Below are 21974 nucleotides of genomic sequence, written 5' to 3' on the forward strand. Positions count from 1 at the left end.
ACGGAAGCCCTATGCCGCCGTAATGAACTGCCGGCTACACCACAAAATCCGCATCCACGTGCAGCCGGATTTCCTCGCGGATCTGCTCGGCGTCCAGCCAGTCGTCGTTGTTGGCCGAGTCGTAGTGGAAGCCTTCGGGCACGCGCTTGCCGTTGAAATGCTGGATGAACTGCTCCACATCCCACTGCGGCGTAAAGGGCAGGATAACGTAATATTTGGGCAGCTCCACTGTGCTGAGGGCGTCAGTGGAGGTTATCATTTCCTCGTGCAGCTTCTCGCCGGGCCGGATGCCCACGATTTCCTGCCGGCAGTCGGGGCCGATGGCCTTGGCCACTTCCGTGATGACATAGCTCGGAATCTTGGGCACGAAGATTTCGCCGCCCCAGCTGTTTTCCAGCGCATATAACACCAAATCTACGCCCTGTTCCAGCGAGATGTGGAAGCGCGTCATGTCGGGGTGGGTGATGGGCAGCACGCCGGTTTCGCGGCGCTGCATAAAGAAGGGCACTACCGAGCCGCGGGAGCCGATTACGTTGCCATAGCGCACCACCGAGAAGCGCAGGTCGCGGGCACCTTTCATGTTGTTGGCGGCCACAAACAGCTTGTCGGAGCAGAGCTTGGTGGCGCCGTAGAGGTTAATGGGGGCGGCGGCCTTGTCGGTGCTCAGGGCCACCACTTCCTTCACGCCGCAGTCGAGGGCGGCGTTAATCACGTTTTCGGCCCCGAAGATGTTGGTTTTGATGCACTCCATCGGGTTGTACTCGGCGGCGGGCACCTGCTTGAGGGCGGCGGCGTGCACAATGATGTCGATACCTTCGCAGGCCCGCTTCAGCCGCTCGCCGTCGCGCACATCCCCGATGAAGTAGCGGATGGCGGGGTACTTAGCCTGCGGAAACGTCTGCGACATTTCGTACTGCTTCAGCTCATCGCGCGAGTACACCACTAGGCGCTTCACCTGTGGAAACTGCTCGAATACAGTCTGCACAAACTGCTTGCCGAAGGAGCCGGTACCGCCGGTTACCAGGATGGATTTATGGTTGAGGTCGAGGGCCATTCAGGGGAGTTGGGTGAGGAGTGGGGCGCAAAGGTAATGGTGTAGCATGACCTTCGGTTGTGCCAGATGGAGTTTGAACGGATACAACTGACAAGACGCAAGTCGGCATAGGCTAAAGCCTATGCTACACCACCCCGCACCAGCGCCACCAGCTGCTCCGTGAGGGCGCGGCGCGAGTAGCGGGCGTGGCCGAGCGAGGGCAGATCCAGCGAAGGGTTGATCTGCCACTGCGCCACCAGCTCCTCCAGATGCGCCAGCATGGCCTCGTAAGCGCCGTACGTAAACGCCTGGCCGGCGCCGCACTCCCGCAGCAGCAGGTCGGCGTCGGAGCCGGCGGGGCCGATGCAGATAACGGGCTTGTTGGCCGCCAGATACTCGAATATCTTGCCCGGCAGAATGCCCAGGTTGTGCGGCACGTCCGGAATGGCCATCAGCAGCACCGTGGCCCGGCGCAGGTAGCCCACCGACTCATCGTGCGGCACAAACGGCACCAGCTCCGTGATGGGCAGCAGGCCGTTGTCGGCCAGCTGGCGCTGCACCCCGTCCGACACCTTGCCCACGAAGCGCAGCCGCAGCGGCACTGCCGGGTGGCGGCGTGCGCACTCGGCCACGGCACTCAGCCACAGCTCAATGTGGTAGGTTTCGGAGATGGTGCCGGTGTGGGTGATGAGCAGCGCTTCAGTCGGCGGCTCGGAAGGAAGCTGAAAGTCGCTTTCGTCGTAGCCGTTGGGCAGCACGTGGAACTTGCCGGGCGGCAGCCCAGGCGACTTGCCCAGGAACAGCTGGCGCGTGTCGGCGCTGGTAGTCAGTACGATATCGGCCTGCTCCAGTACCTGCCGCTCGTAGCGTGCATCCAGCCGGCGGGCCAGCGGCGTCTGGTTGAGCTCTTGGTGATAGTAGATGTCGGTCCAGGGGTCGCGCAGGTCGGCCAGCCAGCGCAGGCCGTAGCGCTGCTTCAGGGCCAGCCCGATAAGCTGGGTGGAGTGCGGTGGCGAGCTGGTCAGCACGGCGTCGAACTGCTCGCCTTGCGCTATCAGCTCGGCCACGGCCTGCAGGGCGTGGCGGTTCCAGCCGCGGCGGGCATCCGGAATGAACAGGTTGCCGCGCACAAACTTGAAAAAGCGTTGCGCCAAACTGGTTTTGCTTTCGCCCACGAAGCCGCCATACGGAATCTGCTGGCGCCCCGTGAGCTTCTTGTAGGAGCCAAACGGCTCGGAAGTGCCCGTGCGAATCACGCGCACGCCGGCCGGTACTTCGGCCGCCAGCGAATGGTCCAGCACCGGATACGCGCCTTTTTCGGGGTCGACGGTAATGACCGTGGGCTCGACGCCCAGCGCCGGCAGGTGCTTCACGAACTTGAGGCTGCGCTGCACGCCCGCCCCACCCGACGGCGGCCAGTAGTAGGTGATGACAAGCAAACGAAGCGGGCGGGCAGCAGACACAGGCAAAAGGCTAAGCAAAGCGCGAAGGTACACAGATGCGGCCTTTCGGGGTTTTCTGGTTACTTTTGAAGGCTAAACCCGTTTTTCATTCGCACGCTGCCAGTTATGCCATCTGACGCCATCAACGGACCACTTCCAGCTCCGCTACCCAGTGGAACCGGTTCCGTGAGTCAGGCGCCAGGTGTCGTGTCCAACGCTGCCGCATCAACATTAGCCCGCTGGGCGGATATGCTACACCGCCTGGAAATTCTGGAAAGCATCGTGCTGCGCAACGCCTCCTGAGGCCGGCACCGAATCAGCGAAATCAAAAAAAATCTGCAAAATCTGCGATTAAATGTTCGATAACCTCAGTACCAAGCTCGATAAAGCCTTTAAAACCCTCAAGGGCCAGGGCAGCATCACCGAAATTAACGTCGCCGCGACCGTTAAGGAAATCCGCCGCGCCCTCGTCGATGCCGACGTCAACTACAAGGTAGCCAAGGAGGTAACCGACAAAATCAAGGACGAGGCCATGGGCCGCGACGTGCTCATCAGCGTGTCGCCGGGCCAGCTCATGACCAAAATCGTCTACGATGAGCTCACCCAGCTCATGGGCGGCGAAAAGCAGGACATCGTTATCAAGGGCGAGCCGGCGGTGATACTGCTGTCGGGCCTGCAGGGCTCGGGCAAAACCACGTTTGCGGGCAAGCTGGCCGCTTACCTCAAGAAGCAGAACCGCACGGTGCTGCTCGTGGCCTGCGACGTGTACCGCCCCGCCGCCATCGACCAGCTGAAGGTGCTGGGTACGCAGGTGGACGTGGAGGTGTACTCGGAGCCCGAGAACAAGAACCCGGTGGACATTTCGCGCAATGCCATTGAGTACGCGCGCAAAAACAACAAGAAGGTCGTCATCATCGACACCGCCGGCCGCCTGGCCGTGGATGAGCAGATGATGAATGAGATTGAGGCCGTGAAGCGCGCCATCAATCCTTCCGAAACGCTGTTCGTGGTGGATTCCATGACCGGCCAGGACGCCGTGAACACCGCCAAAACCTTCAACGACCGGCTGAACTTCGACGGCGTGGTGCTCACCAAGCTCGACGGCGACTCGCGTGGCGGTGCGGCTCTGAGCATCCGGGCCGTGGTGGAGAAACCCATCAAGTTCATCTCCACGGGCGAGAAAATGGAGGCCCTGGATATGTTCTATCCCGACCGGATGGCGCAGCGGATCCTGGGCATGGGCGACGTTATCAGCCTGGTAGAGCGTGCGCAGCAGCAGTTCGACGAGGACGAGGCCAAGCGCATCAACCAGAAGATCCGCAAAAACCAGTTCAACTTCGATGACTTCCTCTCGCAGCTGGAGCAGATCAAGAAGATGGGCAACCTGAAGGATCTGGTGGGCATGATTCCGGGCATGAGCAAGGCCATCAAGGACGTGGACATCGACGACGATGCCTTCAAGCCAATTGAGGCCATCATCCAGAGCATGACGCCCGCCGAACGTGCCCAGCCCGAGCTGCTGAACGGCTCGCGCCGCCGCCGCCTGGCCAAAGGCTCCGGCACCGATATTCAGCAGGTCAACAACCTGATGAAGCAGTTCGAGGACATGCGCAAAATGATGCGTACCATGAACAAGATGAGCCAGACCAAAGGCGGCATGCAGCAAATGGCCCGCATGATGGGCATGAAAGGTCCGCTGCGCTAAACCGGTTTTGCCGGCTACCGCGGCAGCACTTGCACCAACAAAAAGCCCCTGTTGCAGCTGCAGCAGGGGCTTTTCGTTGGAGGAAAGTGGCGGATGGCTTTACCGCACAATCAGTATTTTTTCGGTGGGGGCCAGGGGCTGGCCGTAGGTATCAACCAGCCGTAGCTGGTATAGGCCGGGCGGTAGGTGGCTGATGTTAAGGCGGGTTTGTGGCTGGTAAGGCGCTTGCAAAGCCAGCTGCCCCAGTGCGTTGAACAGCTGCACCTGCTGGCCAAGCGCTGCCCCCGCAAACGAAACGGTCAGCTCCTGGCTGGCCGGAACGGGCTGCACCAGCACCCTGGGCTGCCGGACAACGCCGGGCACTATCACCACGGCCGAGTAGGTGGTTGCGTTGTCGTGGTCGGTCTGCACGAGCCGGTAATACGTCGGCTCGATGGGGGGCGTGAGGTCATCAATGGTATAGCTGGTGGGAGCGGCCGTGGTGCCGCGGCCGGGCCGGCTGCCTACTGCCCGGAAGGTGGTGGCGGCGGTGCGGCGCTCCACCGTGAAACCGGCGTTGCGCAGCTCGGAGGCGGTTTGCCAGCTGAGGCGTACGGTGCCGTCGGGCTGGCGGCCGGCCCCGAAACGCACTAGCTCCACCGGCAGCGGCCGCGCGGCCGCCGACACGAAGAAGCGGCCCGCCTGAATGAGGGTGAGGGTCAGCTGGCGGGTGCTGGCATCATAAGTGAAGCTGCGCACCCCGGCGCCCGTGACGTTGCCCGGCACGAAATGCAGAGCCAGCACCAGTTCAGTGGCGCGGCTGGCGTACCCTTCGTATTGGGTGCCACTCAGCTGCTGCCAGCTCAGGGTGGCGCGGCGGCTGGCCTGCAGCATGGGCTGGGGGCCATACTGCAGAAGCCGCCCGTCCTGCACAAACAGCTGGGCGAAGTTGCCCAGCGAATCGGTGGAGTAGAAGTTCAGGCGTCCATCGGCCGCTACCATTTCAGGCAGCGCCGACACCACCGTGCTCAGCACCGTATCGGCCTGGGCGAAGACCACGTCGGTGAAGGCGGCATGGCTGCTGAGCGTGGCCGTGCTGGCGGTGCTGGCCGCCAGCAGGCGCGGCGCGGCCGACGTGTACGGATACAGGGCCGCCAGAAACTGCGGGCTGGTGCCGGTGGCGTGCGCCAGCAGCGTGGTGTGCTGCTCTGGCGTGTTGTAGGTGAGCTCATGGCTGCCGGTGGCGGCCGTGTAGGTGGTGCCGCCCGTGGCCACCACCTGGGCCCGCAGCTGCACGCCGTTTTTGTGCCAGATGCCGGCGCCCACCGTCAGGCTGTCGGTGAAGGTGCCGGTGCCGGCTGTGCCGCCGGCCAGGCCGTAGCCGTGCAGCTGCCAGGTGTAGGTGTGCGGCACTGGCGCGGCCAGCGCATCAGCCAGCAGAAAGTAGGTGCCGCGCACAAACAGCACCTTCCGCGTGATGCTGGCCTGCTGGTAGCTGGTTTGTACCTCGCCGTAACGCAGGCCGCTGGTCTGGAAGGTGTTCTGGACGAAGGCCGCGGCATCGTTGGCCGCACCGGTTGTGCCGATAGCTGGGCCGGCCCCGTCGACCAGCACCAGGTTGTGGTTGGTGGCGTTGCCAACTTCGGCGCGGCGGCTGTAGCTGAGGTAGCCGGCATCGAGGGCCAGCAGTTGGCCGTGGGCGTGCAGTAGAAAGCTGCCGGCATCGGCTTGGCTGTGGCCGCCGGAATTGGTCTGGGCCGCGCCGTTTTTGCCGTACAGGTGCAGGTAGGTGGCCAGCGTGTCGGGGCCGCTCCGGAACACTAGGTTACCGCTGGCGGGCAGCACCGTCAGGCCCGAATCGGCGGGGGCGGCCAGCGGCTGAAGGTTGGCGGCCAGGTAGGCCGCGCGCATGTCCACGGTGATGTCGCGCAGCTGGCTGCTGAGGGTGTTGAGCTGCTGAGGAGCCAGGTTGCGGAGCGCCAGGGGGCGCACGTAGCGGCGCTGGCCGGTGAGGGCCAACTCGGGCATGCCCATATCCACGTAGGAGTCTTCCAGGGCCGGCAGCCGGCCGTCGGGTAGCAAAATGGCCGTAATCCAGTCGTATAGGCGGGAGTAGCGCGGGTCGTAGTAGGGGTTGGGGATGTCGCGGGTGCGGCTGCCCACGGTGTAGGGTAGCGTGCCGGCCGGCAGAAAGTGGCCCATCGCCCGGAAGAAGGGCAGACAGTTGAGAAAGGCATACTTGAAATAATACGGCCCCTCAGCGTAGCCGGCTACCACCGCCGGGTCCGACTGCCGCTGCGCATCCTGCCACAGCACGTTGTCGAGGTGGTATATGCCCGCATTGATCCAGTTCTGGGGCTGCTGCTGGGTGTTGAGGCTGGTGGCATCGTTCAGCACCACGGCCGCCATGCCCAGTGCGGCGGCTGTCATCAGGGTGTGGTTGTTTTTGATGGTGGCGTAGAAGCTCACCCCGAAAAACGGCTGGTTGCTTTGCTGGTACAGGTTGCCGGCAAACGTCTGCAGGCGGGCTTTGGCCGTGGCCAGCGCAGCCTCCGGCACGGCGGCACCCCGCAGCAGGTCGTAGGCAATCAGGTAGTCAATCAGCTCCTTGGAGCGCCACTGCCACTCCGTATAGCTGGCTCCCGCAAAGCTGGCAAACGGTTCTACGGCAAAGTTCAGCGTTTCCAGGGCCGACTGCGCGCCGCTCAGCAGCGCCGCTTGCTCGGCCTCGGTGAGCGGCACCAGTGCCGCGCCATCGGGCCGGCGGTTCAGCAGCAGCACGAAAGCCGTATTTTTGGCAAATGTGGCCCGCGCCCGCCGGCCGCCGGAAGAGGTGTTATCAGTGGGTGGGGTGGCACCGGTGCCGGCATACAGGCCGGCGTAGAGCGTGTAGGCGCTGCGGCTGCCGGCCAGCGTAGCCTGCACGGCCGGAATGTCGGCGGCCTGCAGCAGGGTGCGCGGATATGCCGCGTTAGCGCCGGCAGGCAGCCAGGCGCCGGTTTGGGCATGGCTGCTCAGGCAGAACATCCAACACACTGCCGCAAGCAGAAAAGGTAATGGCTTCACTTATGAGTATTTGTTTAATCATATTTATGATACAAAGTTAGAGTCTGGAAAAGCAGGGTAAGAGCGAATGATAGTTTATATTTTATGGACTTATTGTCTATTTAATGGACTTATGAATGATGTTTTGGGCTGGTGAAAGAAAAAAAAACACCCGGCCCGCACATTTTTTGCGGCAGGCCGGGTGAAGTTTCGCAGCGGAATTATATAATAAATGCTTTTAATAATCTGTGCGGCTTTCGTGCTGTTCCCAGGCCCGGAAACCAGCCGTGGCTTCGTCGCGGAGCAACTCGGTCATGGGAATCTGCCGGTCGGAGAGGGGCTTCTCAATTTCATCGTAGATGAACTGGTCATCGAAGCCGATGGCGGCGGCATCGGCCTTGGTGTTGCCGTAGAACACCCGGCGCGGGCGGGCCCAGTAGATGGCGCCCAGGCACATGGGGCAGGGCTCACAGCTGGTATACAGGTCGCAGCCGTTGAGCTGGAAGGTGCCCAGTGTGGCGCAGGCTTTCCGGATGGCATCCACCTCGGCGTGGCAGGTGGGGTCGTGGGTGCTGGTGACTTGGTTGAAGCCGCGGGCAATGATCTGGCCGTCTTTGACGATGACGCAGCCAAACGGCCCGCCGTGGCCGGCCTGCATCTTCTCAATAGACAGGCGAATGGCTTCGCGCATGAATTCGGGGTTGGGAGCTTCCATAAAGGAGTAGAATAGAGAACGGAAAAGACGGTTTGGTGCCGCCAGTGGCCGCGACAACGGCGGGTAAGCCCGCAATGACGCAATTTTATACATAACCTGCAGACAACGAAATGGTAGATTACAACGAGTTGGCCTGATAACCAACTGTCATTCCGTTCATTTCTATTTCCTGGTTCCATGAAACAATTTCTTACTCGTTTGCTGCTGCTGTGCACGCTACTCGGCAGTAGCTCGGCTTTTGCCGACCACCTGCGGGCACATTTGCTATTGGGGGCTTCGCTCAGCGGGGCCCAGGAAGTGCCAGCCGTCACGACGGCTGCCCGCGGGGCCGTCAGCTTCACGCTCAATCCTACCCGCGACACACTCTTTATTTCGGGCTCCTTCACGGGGCTGAGCGGCCCGATTACGATGGCCCACACCCACAACGGCTTTCGCGGCGTGGCCGGGCCAGTCGTGACGGATCTGTTCCGCTTTATCCGCGGCAACCGCATCCAGGGCTTCCTGACCGGGGCCGACATTGACCGGGGCAAGCTGGACCGCTACCTGCGGGGCGGCTACTACCTCAACATTCATACGGCGGCCAACCCCGGCGGTGAAATCCGGGGTCAGATTGAGGTGGAGAAGGACGAAGAGTTTGTGGCGTCGCTATCGGGCGCGCAGGAAGTGCCGCCCGTAACAACCAACGGCGTAGGCGTTGGCACGTTCAATCTGGCGCAGAGCCAGGACAAGCTGAAGTTTCGGGTAGTGGTAGGCGGGCTGAGCGGCCCGATTACCATGTGCCATTTCCACCAAGGTGCCGCCGGTGCCGCAGGCCCCGTGGTGCTGGACCTGATGTCGTTTGTAAGCGGCAACGTAATTGAGGGCGAGGTGGCGCCCACGCCCGCCATCGTGACGGCTATGCTGGCCGGGCAGATCTACATCAACGTGCATACGGCCGCCAACCCTGGCGGCGAAATTCGGGGCCAGTTGATCCGGGATGCGCGCTACCTGAGCCACGATGCCCGCCTCGACGGGGCGCAAATGGTGCCGGCTGTCACGACGACGGCCCGGGCCGTCTCGTTTCTGCGGCTTAATACCACGCTGGATTCGCTTCGGCTTTTTGTGGCTCACACCGGCCTGAGCGGTGCGCCCACCAACTTCACGCTGTTTCAGGCAGATGCCGGGCAGGCTAACCCGGCTGCTCCGATAGCCAACGTCGCCATTCCGGCCGGAACCCCGGCGGCGTTTTCGGTACTGTTCACGAGTCCAACCCCGGCGCTGATAAACCTGTTTCTGCAGGGTGGCGTGAACATGGTTTTCACCACAGCCGCTAATCCCAATGGTGAAATTCGCGGTCAGGTTTACCGCTTAGCGCGGGAAGGCTATACGTTCTCGATGAATGGCGCCCAAGAGCGGCCTACGCCCGTCGTCAGCGCTGGCTACGGCTCCGGCTTCGTGAGCATGGACCGCGACCAGAGCAACGTGCACTTCAGTATGGCCTGGGGCGGCTTGAGTGGCCCCGTCACAGTAGGGCACTTCCATTCGGCGCTACGCACGCAGGCTGGCCCGGTGGTGTTTGATCTGGCGCCATTTTTCGGGCCCAGCGGCGGAGCCGCCATTTCGGCCGAGGGTTTCTGGCAGCCCACTGGCAATGCCGGCACCAACGCTACCCGGCCCTTCACGGCGCGCCGCGCCCTGCAGTTCCGCCGCGACAGTATGTATGTAAACATCCACACGGCGGCCAACCCCGGCGGCGAAATTCGCGGCCAGGTGTTCCGTGGCGCCAAAGACCTGAGTATTGTGCTGGCTACGCAGCCCGCCGCGCTGGTTGCTGAGAGCTTCGCGGCCTATCCCAACCCCGTTCGCGACGCGCTGACGGTGACGTTTGAGGCCCGTCGCGCCAACAGCGGCACCCTGCAGATCCAGGATTTGCTGGGCCGCACGGTCGCCACGCAGGCCATTGCCGTTCGGGCGGGCGCCAACCGCCAGACGCTGCTGCTGCCCGGAGTAGCGCCGGGCGTGTATCTGCTCACGGTAGAGTCGGAGGGAAGCCGTATGGTAAGCCGGATTGTAAAAGAGTAGGCAACAGATTGCCTGATGCAAAAAGCCCCTTCGGAAACATCCGAAGGGGCTTTTTTAGGTTTTCTGCCTATCAGCAAGCGCTAGTTGTGGTGCGTGAGAGGCAGTGCCAGGCTCACGCCCTGGCCTACCACACGTACCACGTAAGAGCCCTGTGGCAGGCTGAGCAGGTTCAGCGGATGCTTATTGGCGCCTTCCAAGGTGTAGTTCTGTACCGCGCGGCCGGCTAGGTCCAGCACCTGGATCTGGTAGGTGCCGGCGGGCAGCCCGGTCAGGTCGAGGGTGGTGCGGCCCGGGGCTGGGTTCGGGTAGAGGCTGACGGCGGTTTTGTCGAGCCCGGAGAACCGGACTACCCGCACCGGGCTGAGCGACTCCTTGCCATCGGTATCAACCTGGCGCAGGCGGTAGTAGGCGAGCTGGGAGCCGCGGCGGCCGGCCCCGGCATCCGTGAAGCCGTAGTCGGTGCTGCGGCTGGTGGTGCCCTGGCCGCGTACAGTGCCTACCTGCTCAAAGCTGCGCGCATCGAAAGAGCGTTCTATTTCAAACCGGTCGTTGTTCACCTCGCTGGCGGTAGTCCAGGTCAGCAAGGCATCCAGCTGCACGGCTTTGGCTTCAAAAGCTTTCAGCTCCACTGGCAAAGGCCGCGCGATGGTCACATCTTCGGACGTACTGAAACTACCGGAGTAGCCATTGCCGGGGGCGGCGGCCACGCCGGCCCCGGCGCCAGTGTAGCTGTCGTAGGTCAGGCCCGGCTGTACCGTCTTAGGCGTGGTCAGGCGCGTCGGATCGAGGTATTGCAGCAGCACGCTGGCCTGGTATGCGAAGTTGTCCTGCGCGGTGGCCGCCAGCCGGGCGCGGAAGGCAATGGTGGTAGTGGCGCCAGCCGGAATGCTCAGGCCGCCGAAAGCCGGCGTGCTGGTGCCATCGGCCGTGGGAAGGGTGTAGCTGCCGCTGCCAAGCGTGGAGGTGGTACCGTTGGCCAGCGTCAGCGTCACCGTCGGCGAAAACGAGGCATCATAGCCCACAATGTTGGCTGCCAGCGAGGCAGTGGCCGTAACGTTGGTAGCCGCGCCGCCCGTATTCGACACGGCCAGCAGGTAGGTAGCCGGATTGACTGCGCTGCCCGCGCCGCCAGTGCGCGTAATATTAGGGGTGCTGGTGCTCAGGGCAGCATTCAGCACCGGCTCGCAGGCCCCGGCCCCGGCCACGATGGGCGTAGTGGCGGGGTCAACGCTGGGCGTGATGATGCCGGTAGTGCCAGCCGTTGCCCCGAAGGCAGCGGCGCTGTTCCCATCGGTAACTCCGTTTGCGCCGGGGCGTACAGGTGACGTATTGCCGGTTGCACCAGAATTAGCAAATGCCCCGTTGCTGAAGATAAGTCCGCCGCCGCCGCCGCCACCGGGGCCAGTGCGTTGAGTAGTCTGGTTCTGGTCGGTATTGGCGCTGCCGCCGGTGCCGCCAATGGCACTGATGGTCAGGCCGCTCAGGCCATTGGCCACGCCGCTGGGAGGCGTGGCAAGCACCACGATAGCGCCCCCCGCGCCGCCGCCGCCGCCGCCCTGGTCGTCGCTCGGAGTAGCGGGGGCATTGCCGCCGTTGGCGCTCAGGGTGGCCGTGCCCGCAATGGCTCCCGTACGCAGCACAATAATGCCGCCGCCGGTGCCGCCGCTGGCGCGCAGGGCAGTGGCATCGTTGGAAGAGCCCGCCCCGCCGCCGCCGCCCAGCAGCAAGCGGCTGGCCGAAGTGCCGGAAGCGGCTCGTCCCCCATCTGCTATTTCACCGGTGCCGCCTGAGCCAAAGCCAAAGCCACCAGTGCCACCCGCGCCGCCATTGCTGCCGCCGCCGCCACCGGCATTGCCGGAATTGGTGCCGGGGGTGTAGTCGGTGGCGCCGCCGCCGCCGTTGCCGGGGGCGCCCTGGCCCTGGCTGCCGCCGAAGTAGCCTTCCACTAAGTTGTTCTGCAAAGCGGTGCCGCTGTACGTGTACTGGGGCGTGCCCGCGTAGCCTTCCCCTTTCGCAGCGTGTGCGGCGTTAGTGGCCGGTGCCACAAAGATGGCGCTGTTGTAAGACGTGCTGCCGGCCAAATTACGGCCGGCGCCGCCCCGGAAGCCCTTGGCGTCCATGTTTAGGGAAGCGCTAGTGGCAAACGTGGTTTTGCCGGCTACATCAAGGGCCAGGACACCGCCTGCGCGGCCGTTCCAGGCAGCGCCCGTAACGGCGCCACTCACGTTCAGGCTGGAGTACTGCGGCACCCGAATCACCTGGAAACGGCGCTGGCCCGTGAGCGTACCGCCGAAATCCTGGTTTACATAGCCGTTCGTTACGCCCTTCACCAGCGTGAGCGTACCGCCGGTGGTTGGTACGCTGTTCAGCGCAATGCCATACTCATACTGGCCGGCCGTGTAGTTGCCGGTGCTGGTACCATAGGCCGTTGTATTGGTTGTGTTGATATCAGCTCCCTGCATCTGCATGATGAGCACAATATCGCCGGCACTGATGGGCGTGCTGCCACTGGCGGCCGCCGCCAGTGGAATACTGGTATTGCCGGCATTCACCACGGTGCCACTGGCTATCTGGAAGTAGGTGTTGGGCACCGAGGAGGCGGTAAGCGCGCCCGGCCCGTCCTTGCCCGGCTCGGAGCAGACCTTGTCGATGTTGGCCAGGCCCGTTACCTGGGTGGTAATGGCCGACGTGTTGTTGGTCGAAACCGGGTCCGGGGTGGCGGCCGTCGAGTTGCCCGTGCCGGTGATGGTTGTGGTGCCGGTTTCGGGCACCGTGAAGGTCACGGAGTTGGTAAACGGGCTGGCGCCGGCCGCAATGCTGGGAATGGTAGCAAACGTGACCAGACCTGTGCCCGCGGTGTAAGTGGCACCGGCCGGAAGCGTTACGCTGCCGGCTGGCAGGTTGGGTGCCAGCAGAATGGTGGGCACCACGCTGGTGGCGGGCTCAGTGCCCAGGTTGGTGGTGTTGAGCGTGTAGGTGATGCGGGCACCAGGATTGGCAGTGCTGGGGCCGCTTACGGTAGTGGCCACATCGGCTCCCTGCACGATGATGGTGATATTGGCCGGGCTGGACTGGTCGCCGAGTACATTGCGAACCGTGTACGGAACCGTGACCACGCCCGAGAACGTGCCCGAAGGCGTGAAGACCACCTCTCCCTGCGCAGTCACCGAAAACGTGCCCTGGCCCGGTATCAACAGCGTTTGCTGAACCCCGGTAGCACTGATGTCGAGGTCTACCGTGGCCGGGTCGAAATTGCTGCCCGGCGCAACATCATTGGCCAGGACATTCAGCCTAACGGCCTGGTTGAAGGGCGTGCCGGCCAGGTCGTCGTTGGCAAACGGTGCCCGCACAATGGCCAGATTGCGGATTTCGTGTACGTTGGTACTACCGCCGGTCGAACCCGAGAAGCCGATGCGCAGGGTAGGGGGCGGCGTCGGAACCGGTACGCTGCGGATGGCCGTAGTCACTTGGTTGCCGTGCTGAATTCGAACCGTAACCTGGTACGTGCCATTGGTGGGCACTAGGTCGATGTAGGCCCGGCGGTAGTCGCCGCTGCCTACCTGCGCCCTGGCCGTGGGAACGTCTAGGCTGAAAGGAAGCGTGCCGCTCCCGTCGAGATAGGGATAGTCGGTGGCGCTGCGCCCGTTGCCAGCGCCTCTGATGGACACGGCATCCGGCGTGGAGCCTGGGCCGCCGATGCGCCCTTCTGTAGGGTTGGCATAGTTGCCGAACTCGTCTATGCCAATGCCGATGTAGCCATTGGGCACCCCGTTGCTGATGGGGTCAACGGTTTTCTGCGCGTAGCCCAGCGAGCCGCCCGAAGCCCCCGGCGCAAACGTAACTGTGCTGCCATCAAACAGAAAACACGAAAATCCATCGGCCCCGGTGCCGCCATACGCGAAAAACTCAAACGATATACCGAAGCCCTGCGGTGCAGCAAAGGCCGTCTGGTCTACCGCAAAGCCCGACTGATTGAGGACTACTGAGGTAAGCTGCAGATAGCCCTGGCCGTTCGGGTCGCCTGCGCCACCGGTAAGCGAGGCACTGCCCCCCACCGTGAAGCCCGTAGCCGAATTGTTTTTAAACGACTCAATTCGTGGGAATTGCGCCCGTGCTTCTGAAAAGCAACCCAGCGTAGTACTCAGCAGTGAGCCCAGCAACAGACTGCCGCCAAGGTACCGTATGGAAGAAGCTGCTCCAGGCCATTTGGGAAATAGTGTTTTCATCTGTGGAAGGGTTAGGAGTGGAAGGCATTCTTGGTTTATTTCAATATATAGTAAAGTAATTGTTTATATGGATTTATTGAAATAGTTAAATTAAAGTGCGCTTATTGAGCACAATTATAAGCGTATTTTATCATCTGGTGCTATTGGGCTCATTATTTTTTGATGAAGTTGTGAAAAGATTATAGCGGTATAATGCATAAACGTGATTTGAAGACTGCAAAGTGTCTTGCCGGATTCTCTATTGTTTATTCTGGCCCGATAATTGAGGATAGCAAAAACATCTAAATAATATTTAGGTGTTTTGGTTGTGGGAAAGAGGACGGCTACTGGTCGTCCTTTTTTTATGCGCCGTCCTGTTCCTTCGGAGGCTCTTGTAAAGCAAAGCGCCCGGCAGCCATGTGGCTACCGGGCGCTGCCCAAGACAAGAACATAGAACGCTTAGTGTACTACGCGCAGCTCATAGGTGCCCGCTGGCTGGCCGGGGAGTTCGAACGCTCCGACGCGGCTGGGGCCATAACCTAGATTGACTTTCACCCATTCGTTGCGCGCGGGGAGCAGCGCTATTATTTCGTGGCGAAGCCGGTCGAGGTCTTGCTGCAGATCAGTGAGTTGGTCGCGCACTTCCTCGGCGTGCTGCGGGAAACTGCCGGTAGCGGAGCGCTGCTCAAATTCCTCGGCGGCTATGGCCTGCTGTTGCTGCTGCTGTGGCAGGCTGGCACTGTCGGTTTTGGCGGTTCGCAACTCTTTTTCAGCAGCCAGATAGGCGTTCAGCTTGTCTTCCAGCGGCAGCAGGTTGGGGTCGAGGTAGTCGAGGTTAGTGGACATAGGAAAGAGAGTCAGACATGAACCTTGGCAAACGTAGCCGGCTAAGGAAAGATGCAGCGCCGGCTGGCTAGGGCTGCAGCCGGTCGTAGTAAGTCAGCAGCCGGACCACGTCGGCCTCCTTATTCAGGTTGAGCTGCTGCTGGGAAACGTAGGCGCTGGCCTGCGCCTGGTATTGTGGCGCCAGCGCATCCAGCACGCTCCGGCTGCTCAGCCGCACGGGCACCAGTGCTTGGTCGGGCAGCTTCAGGAAATACACGGTTTTACTGCTCCATTCCGACTTCTTTACCGTGGTCATGGCGCCATTGGAAGATTGGGTGCGGACCTGCCGCGTGAGGTGGCGGAGCAGCGCCGTGCGGCCGGCATCATAGCGCACATCAAAAAAAGTGGCCCGCAGCACCGGCTGTTCGGTTTTTACTTCAGGATACAGCCGGAAAAGGTGTGTCTGGTGTGTGGCCGAGTCGCGGAGCGTGAACTCCCGCACCAGCGTCGTGAACAGCTCCACCGAGTCGCCCTGAGGGCGTCGCCACAGCAGCCGCTCTGCCGAAAGGTCGTACTTCAGCCACTGCCCGCGCTGCACGTTGCCAGTGCGCAGCAGCACGGTGCCCAGCGCCCAGCCGGGCAGCAGAAACGGGCTGCCGGTGGCGGGTTGGCCGTCGCGCCGGTGGCCCAGCTCCCGGTTGATGTAGTCGTAGTTGTTGAGTCTGCCGCCTTCGTTGGCACGTTGGGCCTGGGCGGCGCCGGCAAGCTGCGTCAGCAGCGCCGGCAGTAGTAAGTAAGAGTAACTCATATAAGGAATGAATGGCGGATAAGCGGTTGAAAACGAGCCAGCCGAGCGCGGCAGTAGAAATATGCGAAACTTTATTGAGCCCGCCCCGCTGTTGCGGCCCCGCCCGATGCCGTACCTTGCAGCGCCGGCGCCTGGCCGGCGCCTGACTTTTCCCCCGATGCCTATGCCCGCCGCTGCCACGCCCGTTTCTGCCGACCCCCTGGGCCACGCCCTGCTCGACTATCTGCATGGCCGACTGGAGGCCACCCTCACCGTATTCAGTGACGTAGCCGAGGAGGAGCCGCTGCCGGCCTCCTATTTTTTCCGGAGCCTGTGGGAGATGCCGGAGCTGGAGCGGCAGGCCCTGGAGCAGTGCCAGGGGCGCGTGCTCGACCTGGGGGCCGGCGCCGGCTGCCACGCGCTGGAGCTGCAAAGCCGGGGCTTCGAGGTGAAGGCCATTGATGCCTCGGCCGGGGCGGTGCAGGTGATGCAGGCCCGCGGCGTACACCAGGTTGCGCACCACGACCTGCGCGACGCCGCCCTCACCCACGAAAAGTACGATACCTTGCTCATGCTCATGAACGGGCTGGGCTTGGTGGGTTCCCTCGACGGGCTGGCGGATTTTCTGCGCCACGCGCGCCAGCTGCTGGCCCCCGGCGGCCAGATTCTGGCCACTTCCTCCGACATCAGCTACCTCTACGAGGACGAGGATGGCGCTTTGGTGTTCGACCTCAACGGCCCTTACCACGGCGAAGTAACCTACACGATGCAGTACGGTGCCGAGCAGGGTGCAGCCTTCCACTGGCTGTTCGCCGGGGCCGGTATTCTGCAGGATTACGCCGAAGAAGCCGGCTACGAAGTGGAGTTTCTGGGCGAAGACGAGCAGCAGCAGTACCTGGTGCGCCTCACGCTCGCCAACAGCTAGGTAATTTCCGTGGCGGGGTGTTCCGGCGGATGATTCAACCTTTTTTTGCTTCCACAAGTACGCTGCTACCATGAGCTATAGCAAAACCTACACCGTGCGTTGGGCCGACATGGACCCCAACGTGCACATGCGCCACTCCGCCTACACCGACTACGCCGCCCAGGTGCGTTTGGAGTTTCTGGCCGACCAGGGCTTCACTATGCGGCACTTCGCCGAGCTGCAAATCGGACCCATCCTGTTTCGTGAGGACACCCGGTTTCTCAAGGAAGTCCACATGAGCGAAACCATCCGCGTATCGGCGGAGCTGGGCGGCCTCAGCGCCGACGGCTCGCGCTGGCGCATCATCCACACCCTCTATAAAGCTGATGGCCGCGAAGCTGCCACCGTGACCGTCGACGGCGCTTGGCTGGATCTGCGCCTGCGCAAGCTCACGCTGCCGCCGCCCGAGCTGGTGGCCGCCTTCACCGGCATCACCCGCCATGCCACCTACGCTGATATCATGCGCGAAAAGAAAACCGAGGAGTAAACCCAGTTTATGATCGGTACTGCTCGGGTATCCGATCCAGAAAAAAGCCCTTGGCACAATAGTGTGCCAAGGGCTTTTTTCTGGATGAAATCATCTGTTGCTGGCGCCTTAAGACTTTTTCAGGGCTTTGGCAATGCGCTCCATCTGGCGCTGATGGTGCAGCACGTGGTCGAGCATGAAGTCCAGGGTTTGGTAGATGGTGAGCATGCCGGAGCGCGGGTGCTTGAAGATGGCCCGGTCCAGGAGCCGGCCGGGGTATTCGTTGAGCAGCTGCTCCAGCCGCCGCCGGGTCGACTGCCACTCGGCCTGCAGCTGCGGCAGCGGCTCCACCTGCTCGGGCGTGAGCTCGGCCAGGCGCCTGGGGGCCTTGAAGCGCGTGAACGGCAGCCGCAGCAACCCGCGCAGCAGCAGCGACTTGAGCGTGTGCAGCACGCCTGCCTTCTCCAGCTCTTCCGTCTGCTGCAGCTTTTTCTCCAGATACTGCTCGATGCCGGCTTCCGACACCAGCAGATGCTGCACCACCTGCGCCGCCGACCACTGCCCCGGCCCCGGCGACTGGTGGGCGCTGCTGCCCAGCGCTTCCGCGGCTTGCAGCAGATGGGTGGTGGCTAGTTCGAGTTGCTCGAAGCGTAAATGCAGACGATGATTCATGGCGTAGCGGGGGAGTGGGCGGTTAGAGCGTAGCTTTGGGCAAAAGGTACACAAATCCCCGCCGCTGGCTTCTACGCGGGTTCTTGCTTCCGGTTATATGGCTGTTCCGCCTGCTTCGCTTTCTGGTTTTGCGCCACACGCCGCCGTGCCGCCCGGGCCTGGGCTGCTGCGCCGCGAGTGGCCGCTGCCCGTGCGGGTACTGGTGGTGTTGGTGCTTTATGGGGGCTACTTCTTGCTGGGCGGGGGCCTCACCGGGGAACGAATGCCCTACGATGCCGGCCACTACTGGGAGCTGGCCGTAGCGCTGAAAGACCCGGCCACCGGGTTTTCGCTGCTCAATTTCCAGGACCCCACCCGTGGCTACTGCGCGGCGCTGCTGCAGTTTCCGGCGCTCATTGTGCGCTTCATCACGCACTGCTCGATGCCGGTGGCCGCCAAAATCACCGGCGTAGCGTGGGCCACGCTGCTGTATGCGTGGCTGCTGCCGGCGCTGTGGCGAAGCATGGGGCTGGGGCGCGTGGCCGGAGGACGCTGGCTACTGCTACTGCTGCTGGGCTTTGCCTTCTGGCGCGACCATTTCAGCTTTTCTATGGCCGACATGCCCGCTTTATCGTTGCTGCTGCTGGCGCTATGGGCATTAAGTCGGGTTGGGCTAGGCTGGTGGCTGCTGGCGGGCCTAAGTCTAGCGGTGTCCTGCAACAGCCGGCCGGCTTATCTGGCAGCGGTGCCCGCAGTATTGGGGCTGGCAGTGTGGTGGAGCCTCCGGCATGGCCGGCGGCATGGCCGGAGCCGCTGGACGGTGCTGCTGCTGGGCATGGCGCTGGTGCTGGCCCCGCAGTGGCAGATCAATCGGCGCTACTACGGGCAGAATACGCCTTTGGTGTTGGCCCGTGTAAATCCCACCGACACCACGCCGCTCTACCTCCGGCAGCTCACCTGGGGCACCCGCGTGCTGCGCTACGATACCAGCCTGCAGCAGCGCCTTATCTACGCCGACCCGGCCGGCCTGGCCGTGCTACGGGCCGAAGGAATCCGCGAGTACGGCTCCTACGGCCAGTTTCTGGGTATCCTGCTGCACCATCCCTTCGACTACACCGTGCGCTACCTGCGGCACCTCTTCAACGGCCTTGACGTGCAGCAGCCCGCTCCCTACCTGATCCGCGACTATGGGCCGGAGCGGCCGTGGGTGCAGCTGCTCAACTACACTGCGCTGGGCGTGGGGTTGCTCACGCTGCTGCGCCGGCCTACCCGCTGGCTGACGTGGCCGCGGGCCCTGCTGCTGCTGGCTCTGCTGCTGCCCTGCATGGCCGGCATCCCCACGGCCATCGAGTGCCGCTTCCTGCTGCCGCTGCACTTGCTGCTGCTGGCAGTGGCGGCGTTCGGGTTTTCACCATCGTACTGGCAGTGGCTGCTGCGTGGCCGGCCCGGCCGGGCGCGGGCCGTGGTGCTGGTGGCCGGGTTGTGGCTGGGTGGCTGCTTCTGGCTTTCGGCCGCCACTTTCCGCAACTTGCAGCCCGACCACGGCAAGTCCCTGGTCGACGACTAAGCCTTTGGCTTTCCATAGACTTCTACCCTTGAAACTCCCCTCCCTGCTATCTGTGAGCCGTGCCGCGGTGCCAACTTACTGGCGCCTGACGACGCTGATTCTGGTAGTGTATCTGGTGTATTTGCCGCTGTCGGGCTACCCCATGCTCTACAATGATGCGCTGAACTATTGGTTCATCTCCATCTTCTTCCACAAAGACGGCCACCTGTCGCTGCTCAACTTCCACGACAGTTTCCGGGGGTATCTGCTGCCGTTGGTGCTGCTGCCGTTGCGCATCACGCAGTTCTACAGCGGACTGCCCGTCATCCTGTTTGCGCAGGTATTTGGGGCGGTGCTGGCGGCGGTGGTCTTTGGCTGGCTGGGGCCGCGCCTCTGGCAGACGGCCAGCCAAAGACCACCGCTGAGCTGGCCACGCCGGGCGGCGTTTGCGGCGCTGGGCTTCGCCCTCTGGCGCGACTACTTCAACTTCCCCCTCACCGACTTCCCAAGCCTCGGGGCACTGCTGCTGGGGCTGCTGCTGCTCTACCGGCGCGGCCTGGGCTGGACGGCCCTGGCCGGGGCCTGCCTGGCGGCGGCCTGCAACATCCGGCCTTCTTACCTGATTGCGGCGCCGTTTTTTGTAGCACTGGCGCTGGTGCTGCCCGCGCCTTCACAGCTGGGGCGGCTGGCGCGCGGGCTGGCGCTGCTGGCCGGGGCGGCGCTGGTACTGGGGCCGCAGCTGCTTATCAACCAGCGCCATTTCCACCAGAACACGCCCCTGGTGCTAGCCCAGGATGAAAACCTGGAAACCGACAACCTCTACCGGGAAAAGCTGAAGTGGGGACTGCTGCACCAGAAATACGAAACCCGCATCGGCGATGACTACCCGGACCGGGTCATGATTTTCCGGGACTATGCCGGCGAAGCGCTGGTGCGGCAGGAGCACATCGGCTGGTTCAACTCCTACGGCAGCTACCTGCAGCTGGTACTGCGCCACCCCGTGCTGTTTGCCCGCATGTATGCGTGGCGGCTCTTCAATGGTCTCGATATTCAGTACCCGACACCCTATATCAAGCAGGTGTACGTGCCGACCTGGGGCTTGGCATGGCTGAACTATACGGTGTGGTTTGGGGCCGGGCTGATGCTGCTGCGCACCCGGTTTCGCTGCTTCACGCCACCGCAGTGGCTGGTGCTGGCCGTGCTGCTGGTGCCATGCGTGCCCATGCTGCCCATGAGTATGGAATGCCGCTTTCTACTGCCACTGCACCTGCTCCTGTACGCCGTATTGTGTTTCGGCTTGCCCGCCAAGTGGCGCCCGGCCCGGCTGCCGCGCCGGCAGCTGGTAGGCGTAGGCGTGGCGTACGTGGGGTTTGTGGCGCTCTGCTTCTGGGCCTCGGCCACAGCGCAGGCCACGCTGGAGTTGGGCCCGCGGATGTTGTGGTGAAACCGGTTTCCACGAAAAAGCCCCGCAACCAAGCTGGTTGTGGGGCTTTTTCGTGGAAACCGGAGCTTCCTTATTTCTTCACGTACATCACCTCGCGCACGGCATTGATGGTGCGGCTCACGTTCGGCAGCGAGGCCTCAATGAGGGTAGGGGCGTAGGGCAGGGGCACGTCCATGCAGGTCACGCGCACTACCGGGGCATCGAGGTAGTCGAAGGCGCGGCGCTGCACGGTGTAGGCCAGCTCCGAACTGATGCTGGCCAGCGGCCAGGCTTCCTCTACCACCACCATGCGGTTGGTTTTCTTCACGGAGTTCACCAGCGTGTCGTAGTCAATCGGACGTACGGAGCGCAGGTCGATTACTTCGGCTTCGATGCCTTCCTTGGACAGCTCGTCGGCGGCGGCCAGGGCAATCTTCATCATCTTGCCGAAGCTCACCAGCGTCACCGATTTGCCTTCGCGCACGATGTTGGCTTTGCCGATTTCCAGCAGGTACTCTTCCTCCGGCACCTCGCCTTTGTCGCCGTACATCTGCTCCGATTCCATGAAAATCACTGGATCCGGGTCACGGATGGCGCTTTTTAGCAGACCTTTAGCATCATAAGGGTTGGAAGGAACTACCACTTTCAGGCCGGGCGTGTTGGCAAACCAGTTCTCGAAGTTCTGCGAGTGCTGGCTGCTAAGCATGCCGGCGCTGCCCGTTGGGCCGCGGAATACGATGGGGCAGGAGTACTGCCCGCCAGACATCGAATAGATTTTGGCGGCCGAGTTAATCACTTGGTCAATGGCCACCAACGAGAAGTTGAAGGTCATAAACTCAATGACCGGAATCAGGCCGTTGATGGCCGCGCCTACGCCGATGCCGGCAAAGCCCAGCTCGGCAATCGGGGTGTCAATCACGCGCTCCGGGCCAAACTCGTCCAGCATGCCCTGGCTTACTTTGTAGGCGCCGTTGTATTCGGCTACTTCTTCGCCCATCAGGAACACGCGCGGGTCGCGGCGCATTTCTTCGGACAGGGCTTCACGCAGGGCTTCCCGGAATTGGATGGTCCGCATAGTCTGTGGCAGTTCGAAAGTCAGAATGAAAAAGCCGGGCTAGCCGGCGCGT

Annotated in this window: 15 protein-coding genes; 6 read left to right on the forward strand and 9 right to left on the reverse strand. The window is 62.7% G+C overall.

Annotation, left to right across the window (positions count from 1 at the left end; genetic code table 11):
- Nucleotides 1-34: 34 nt before the first annotated feature.
- Together pseB and O3303_RS03580 are read right to left on the reverse strand one after the other, a co-directional pair.
- On the reverse strand, nt 35-1054 hold the full coding sequence (gene pseB / locus O3303_RS03575; RefSeq protein ID WP_269560696.1) for a UDP-N-acetylglucosamine 4,6-dehydratase (inverting): 1020 nt from the start codon (nt 1052-1054) through the stop codon (nt 35-37).
- A gap of 119 nt (nt 1055-1173) precedes the next feature.
- Complete coding sequence (locus tag O3303_RS03580; RefSeq protein WP_269560697.1) at nt 1174-2496, reverse strand: glycosyltransferase family 4 protein; 1323 nt, start codon at nt 2494-2496, stop codon at nt 1174-1176.
- Between the two features lie 334 nt (nt 2497-2830).
- Here O3303_RS03580 and ffh point away from each other — a divergent pair, with 334 nt between their 5' ends.
- Entirely contained in the window at nt 2831-4180 is a 1350-nt protein-coding gene (gene ffh, locus O3303_RS03585) for a signal recognition particle protein (protein WP_269560698.1), read from the forward strand.
- Nucleotides 4181-4279: 99 nt separating this feature from the next.
- Here the strand turns inward: ffh and O3303_RS03590 are convergent, their stop codons facing one another.
- Together O3303_RS03590 and O3303_RS03595 are read right to left on the reverse strand one after the other, a co-directional pair.
- Nucleotides 4280-7186 (reverse strand): heparinase II/III domain-containing protein, encoded by a 2907-nt coding sequence (locus O3303_RS03590; protein WP_269561873.1) that lies wholly within the window; start codon nt 7184-7186, stop codon nt 4280-4282.
- A gap of 256 nt (nt 7187-7442) precedes the next feature.
- Complete coding sequence (locus O3303_RS03595; RefSeq protein ID WP_269560699.1) at nt 7443-7919, reverse strand: nucleoside deaminase; 477 nt, start codon at nt 7917-7919, stop codon at nt 7443-7445.
- Between the two features lie 177 nt (nt 7920-8096).
- On the opposite strand from O3303_RS03595, the gene O3303_RS03600 reads away from it, so the two are divergent.
- Nucleotides 8097-9980, forward strand: a complete 1884-nt coding sequence (locus O3303_RS03600; RefSeq protein ID WP_269560700.1) for a CHRD domain-containing protein — start codon at nt 8097-8099, stop codon at nt 9978-9980.
- An 80-nt stretch (nt 9981-10060) separates the two neighbouring features.
- Here O3303_RS03600 and O3303_RS03605 read toward each other — a convergent pair whose 3' ends face one another.
- The 3 genes from O3303_RS03605 to O3303_RS03615 form a co-directional block, all read right to left on the reverse strand.
- The gene (locus O3303_RS03605) at nt 10061-14140 is read right to left on the reverse strand and encodes a T9SS type A sorting domain-containing protein (RefSeq protein ID WP_269560701.1); all 4080 of its coding nucleotides are present in this window, start codon (nt 14138-14140) and stop codon (nt 10061-10063) included.
- Nucleotides 14141-14644: 504 nt separating this feature from the next.
- Nucleotides 14645-15031, reverse strand: coding sequence for a hypothetical protein (locus O3303_RS03610; protein WP_269560702.1), 387 nt, complete (start codon nt 15029-15031; stop codon nt 14645-14647).
- Between the two features lie 67 nt (nt 15032-15098).
- Entirely contained in the window at nt 15099-15818 is a 720-nt protein-coding gene (locus tag O3303_RS03615; protein WP_269560703.1) for a hypothetical protein, read from the reverse strand.
- A 163-nt stretch (nt 15819-15981) separates the two neighbouring features.
- Between O3303_RS03615 and O3303_RS03620 the strand changes: the two genes are divergently transcribed.
- Both O3303_RS03620 and O3303_RS03625 read left to right on the forward strand, forming a co-directional pair.
- The gene (locus O3303_RS03620; protein WP_269560704.1) at nt 15982-16722 is read left to right on the forward strand and encodes a class I SAM-dependent methyltransferase; all 741 of its coding nucleotides are present in this window, start codon (nt 15982-15984) and stop codon (nt 16720-16722) included.
- A gap of 70 nt (nt 16723-16792) precedes the next feature.
- The gene (locus tag O3303_RS03625; protein ID WP_269560705.1) at nt 16793-17248 is read left to right on the forward strand and encodes a thioesterase family protein; all 456 of its coding nucleotides are present in this window, start codon (nt 16793-16795) and stop codon (nt 17246-17248) included.
- 108 nt (nt 17249-17356) lie between these two features.
- Here the strand turns inward: O3303_RS03625 and O3303_RS03630 are convergent, their stop codons facing one another.
- The gene (locus tag O3303_RS03630) at nt 17357-17899 is read right to left on the reverse strand and encodes a DinB family protein (protein ID WP_269560706.1); all 543 of its coding nucleotides are present in this window, start codon (nt 17897-17899) and stop codon (nt 17357-17359) included.
- Nucleotides 17900-17996: 97 nt separating this feature from the next.
- Here O3303_RS03630 and O3303_RS03635 point away from each other — a divergent pair, with 97 nt between their 5' ends.
- A complete protein-coding gene (locus O3303_RS03635; protein ID WP_269560707.1) occupies nt 17997-19445 on the forward strand; it encodes a hypothetical protein in 1449 nt (482 codons plus the stop codon).
- A 52-nt stretch (nt 19446-19497) separates the two neighbouring features.
- The gene (locus O3303_RS03640) at nt 19498-20868 is read left to right on the forward strand and encodes a hypothetical protein (protein WP_269560708.1); all 1371 of its coding nucleotides are present in this window, start codon (nt 19498-19500) and stop codon (nt 20866-20868) included.
- A gap of 70 nt (nt 20869-20938) precedes the next feature.
- On the opposite strand, the gene O3303_RS03645 is transcribed toward O3303_RS03640, so the two are convergent.
- A complete protein-coding gene (locus O3303_RS03645) occupies nt 20939-21922 on the reverse strand; it encodes a pyruvate dehydrogenase complex E1 component subunit beta (RefSeq protein WP_269560709.1) in 984 nt (327 codons plus the stop codon).
- Nucleotides 21923-21974: the final 52 nt, after the last annotated feature.

The organism is Hymenobacter canadensis, assembly GCF_027359925.1.
Lineage (GTDB): Bacteria > Bacteroidota > Bacteroidia > Cytophagales > Hymenobacteraceae > Hymenobacter > Hymenobacter canadensis.

Bases quoted from the DNA above. Each gene is read 5' to 3' on its own strand.
- pseB (WP_269560696.1), bottom strand. From the start codon at position 1,054: ATGGCCCTCGACCTCAACCATAAATCCATCCTGGTAACCGGCGGTACC.
- ffh (WP_269560698.1), top strand. From the start codon at position 2,831: ATGTTCGATAACCTCAGTACCAAGCTCGATAAAGCCTTTAAAACCCTC.
- O3303_RS03590 (WP_269561873.1), bottom strand. From the start codon at position 7,186: ATGTTCTGCCTGAGCAGCCATGCCCAAACCGGCGCCTGGCTGCCTGCC.
- O3303_RS03595 (WP_269560699.1), bottom strand. From the start codon at position 7,919: ATGGAAGCTCCCAACCCCGAATTCATGCGCGAAGCCATTCGCCTGTCT.
- O3303_RS03600 (WP_269560700.1), top strand. From the start codon at position 8,097: ATGAAACAATTTCTTACTCGTTTGCTGCTGCTGTGCACGCTACTCGGC.
- O3303_RS03610 (WP_269560702.1), bottom strand. From the start codon at position 15,031: ATGTCCACTAACCTCGACTACCTCGACCCCAACCTGCTGCCGCTGGAA.
- O3303_RS03615 (WP_269560703.1), bottom strand. From the start codon at position 15,818: ATGAGTTACTCTTACTTACTACTGCCGGCGCTGCTGACGCAGCTTGCC.
- O3303_RS03620 (WP_269560704.1), top strand. From the start codon at position 15,982: ATGCCCGCCGCTGCCACGCCCGTTTCTGCCGACCCCCTGGGCCACGCC.
- O3303_RS03625 (WP_269560705.1), top strand. From the start codon at position 16,793: ATGAGCTATAGCAAAACCTACACCGTGCGTTGGGCCGACATGGACCCC.
- O3303_RS03630 (WP_269560706.1), bottom strand. From the start codon at position 17,899: ATGAATCATCGTCTGCATTTACGCTTCGAGCAACTCGAACTAGCCACC.
- O3303_RS03635 (WP_269560707.1), top strand. From the start codon at position 17,997: ATGGCTGTTCCGCCTGCTTCGCTTTCTGGTTTTGCGCCACACGCCGCC.
- O3303_RS03645 (WP_269560709.1), bottom strand. From the start codon at position 21,922: ATGCGGACCATCCAATTCCGGGAAGCCCTGCGTGAAGCCCTGTCCGAA.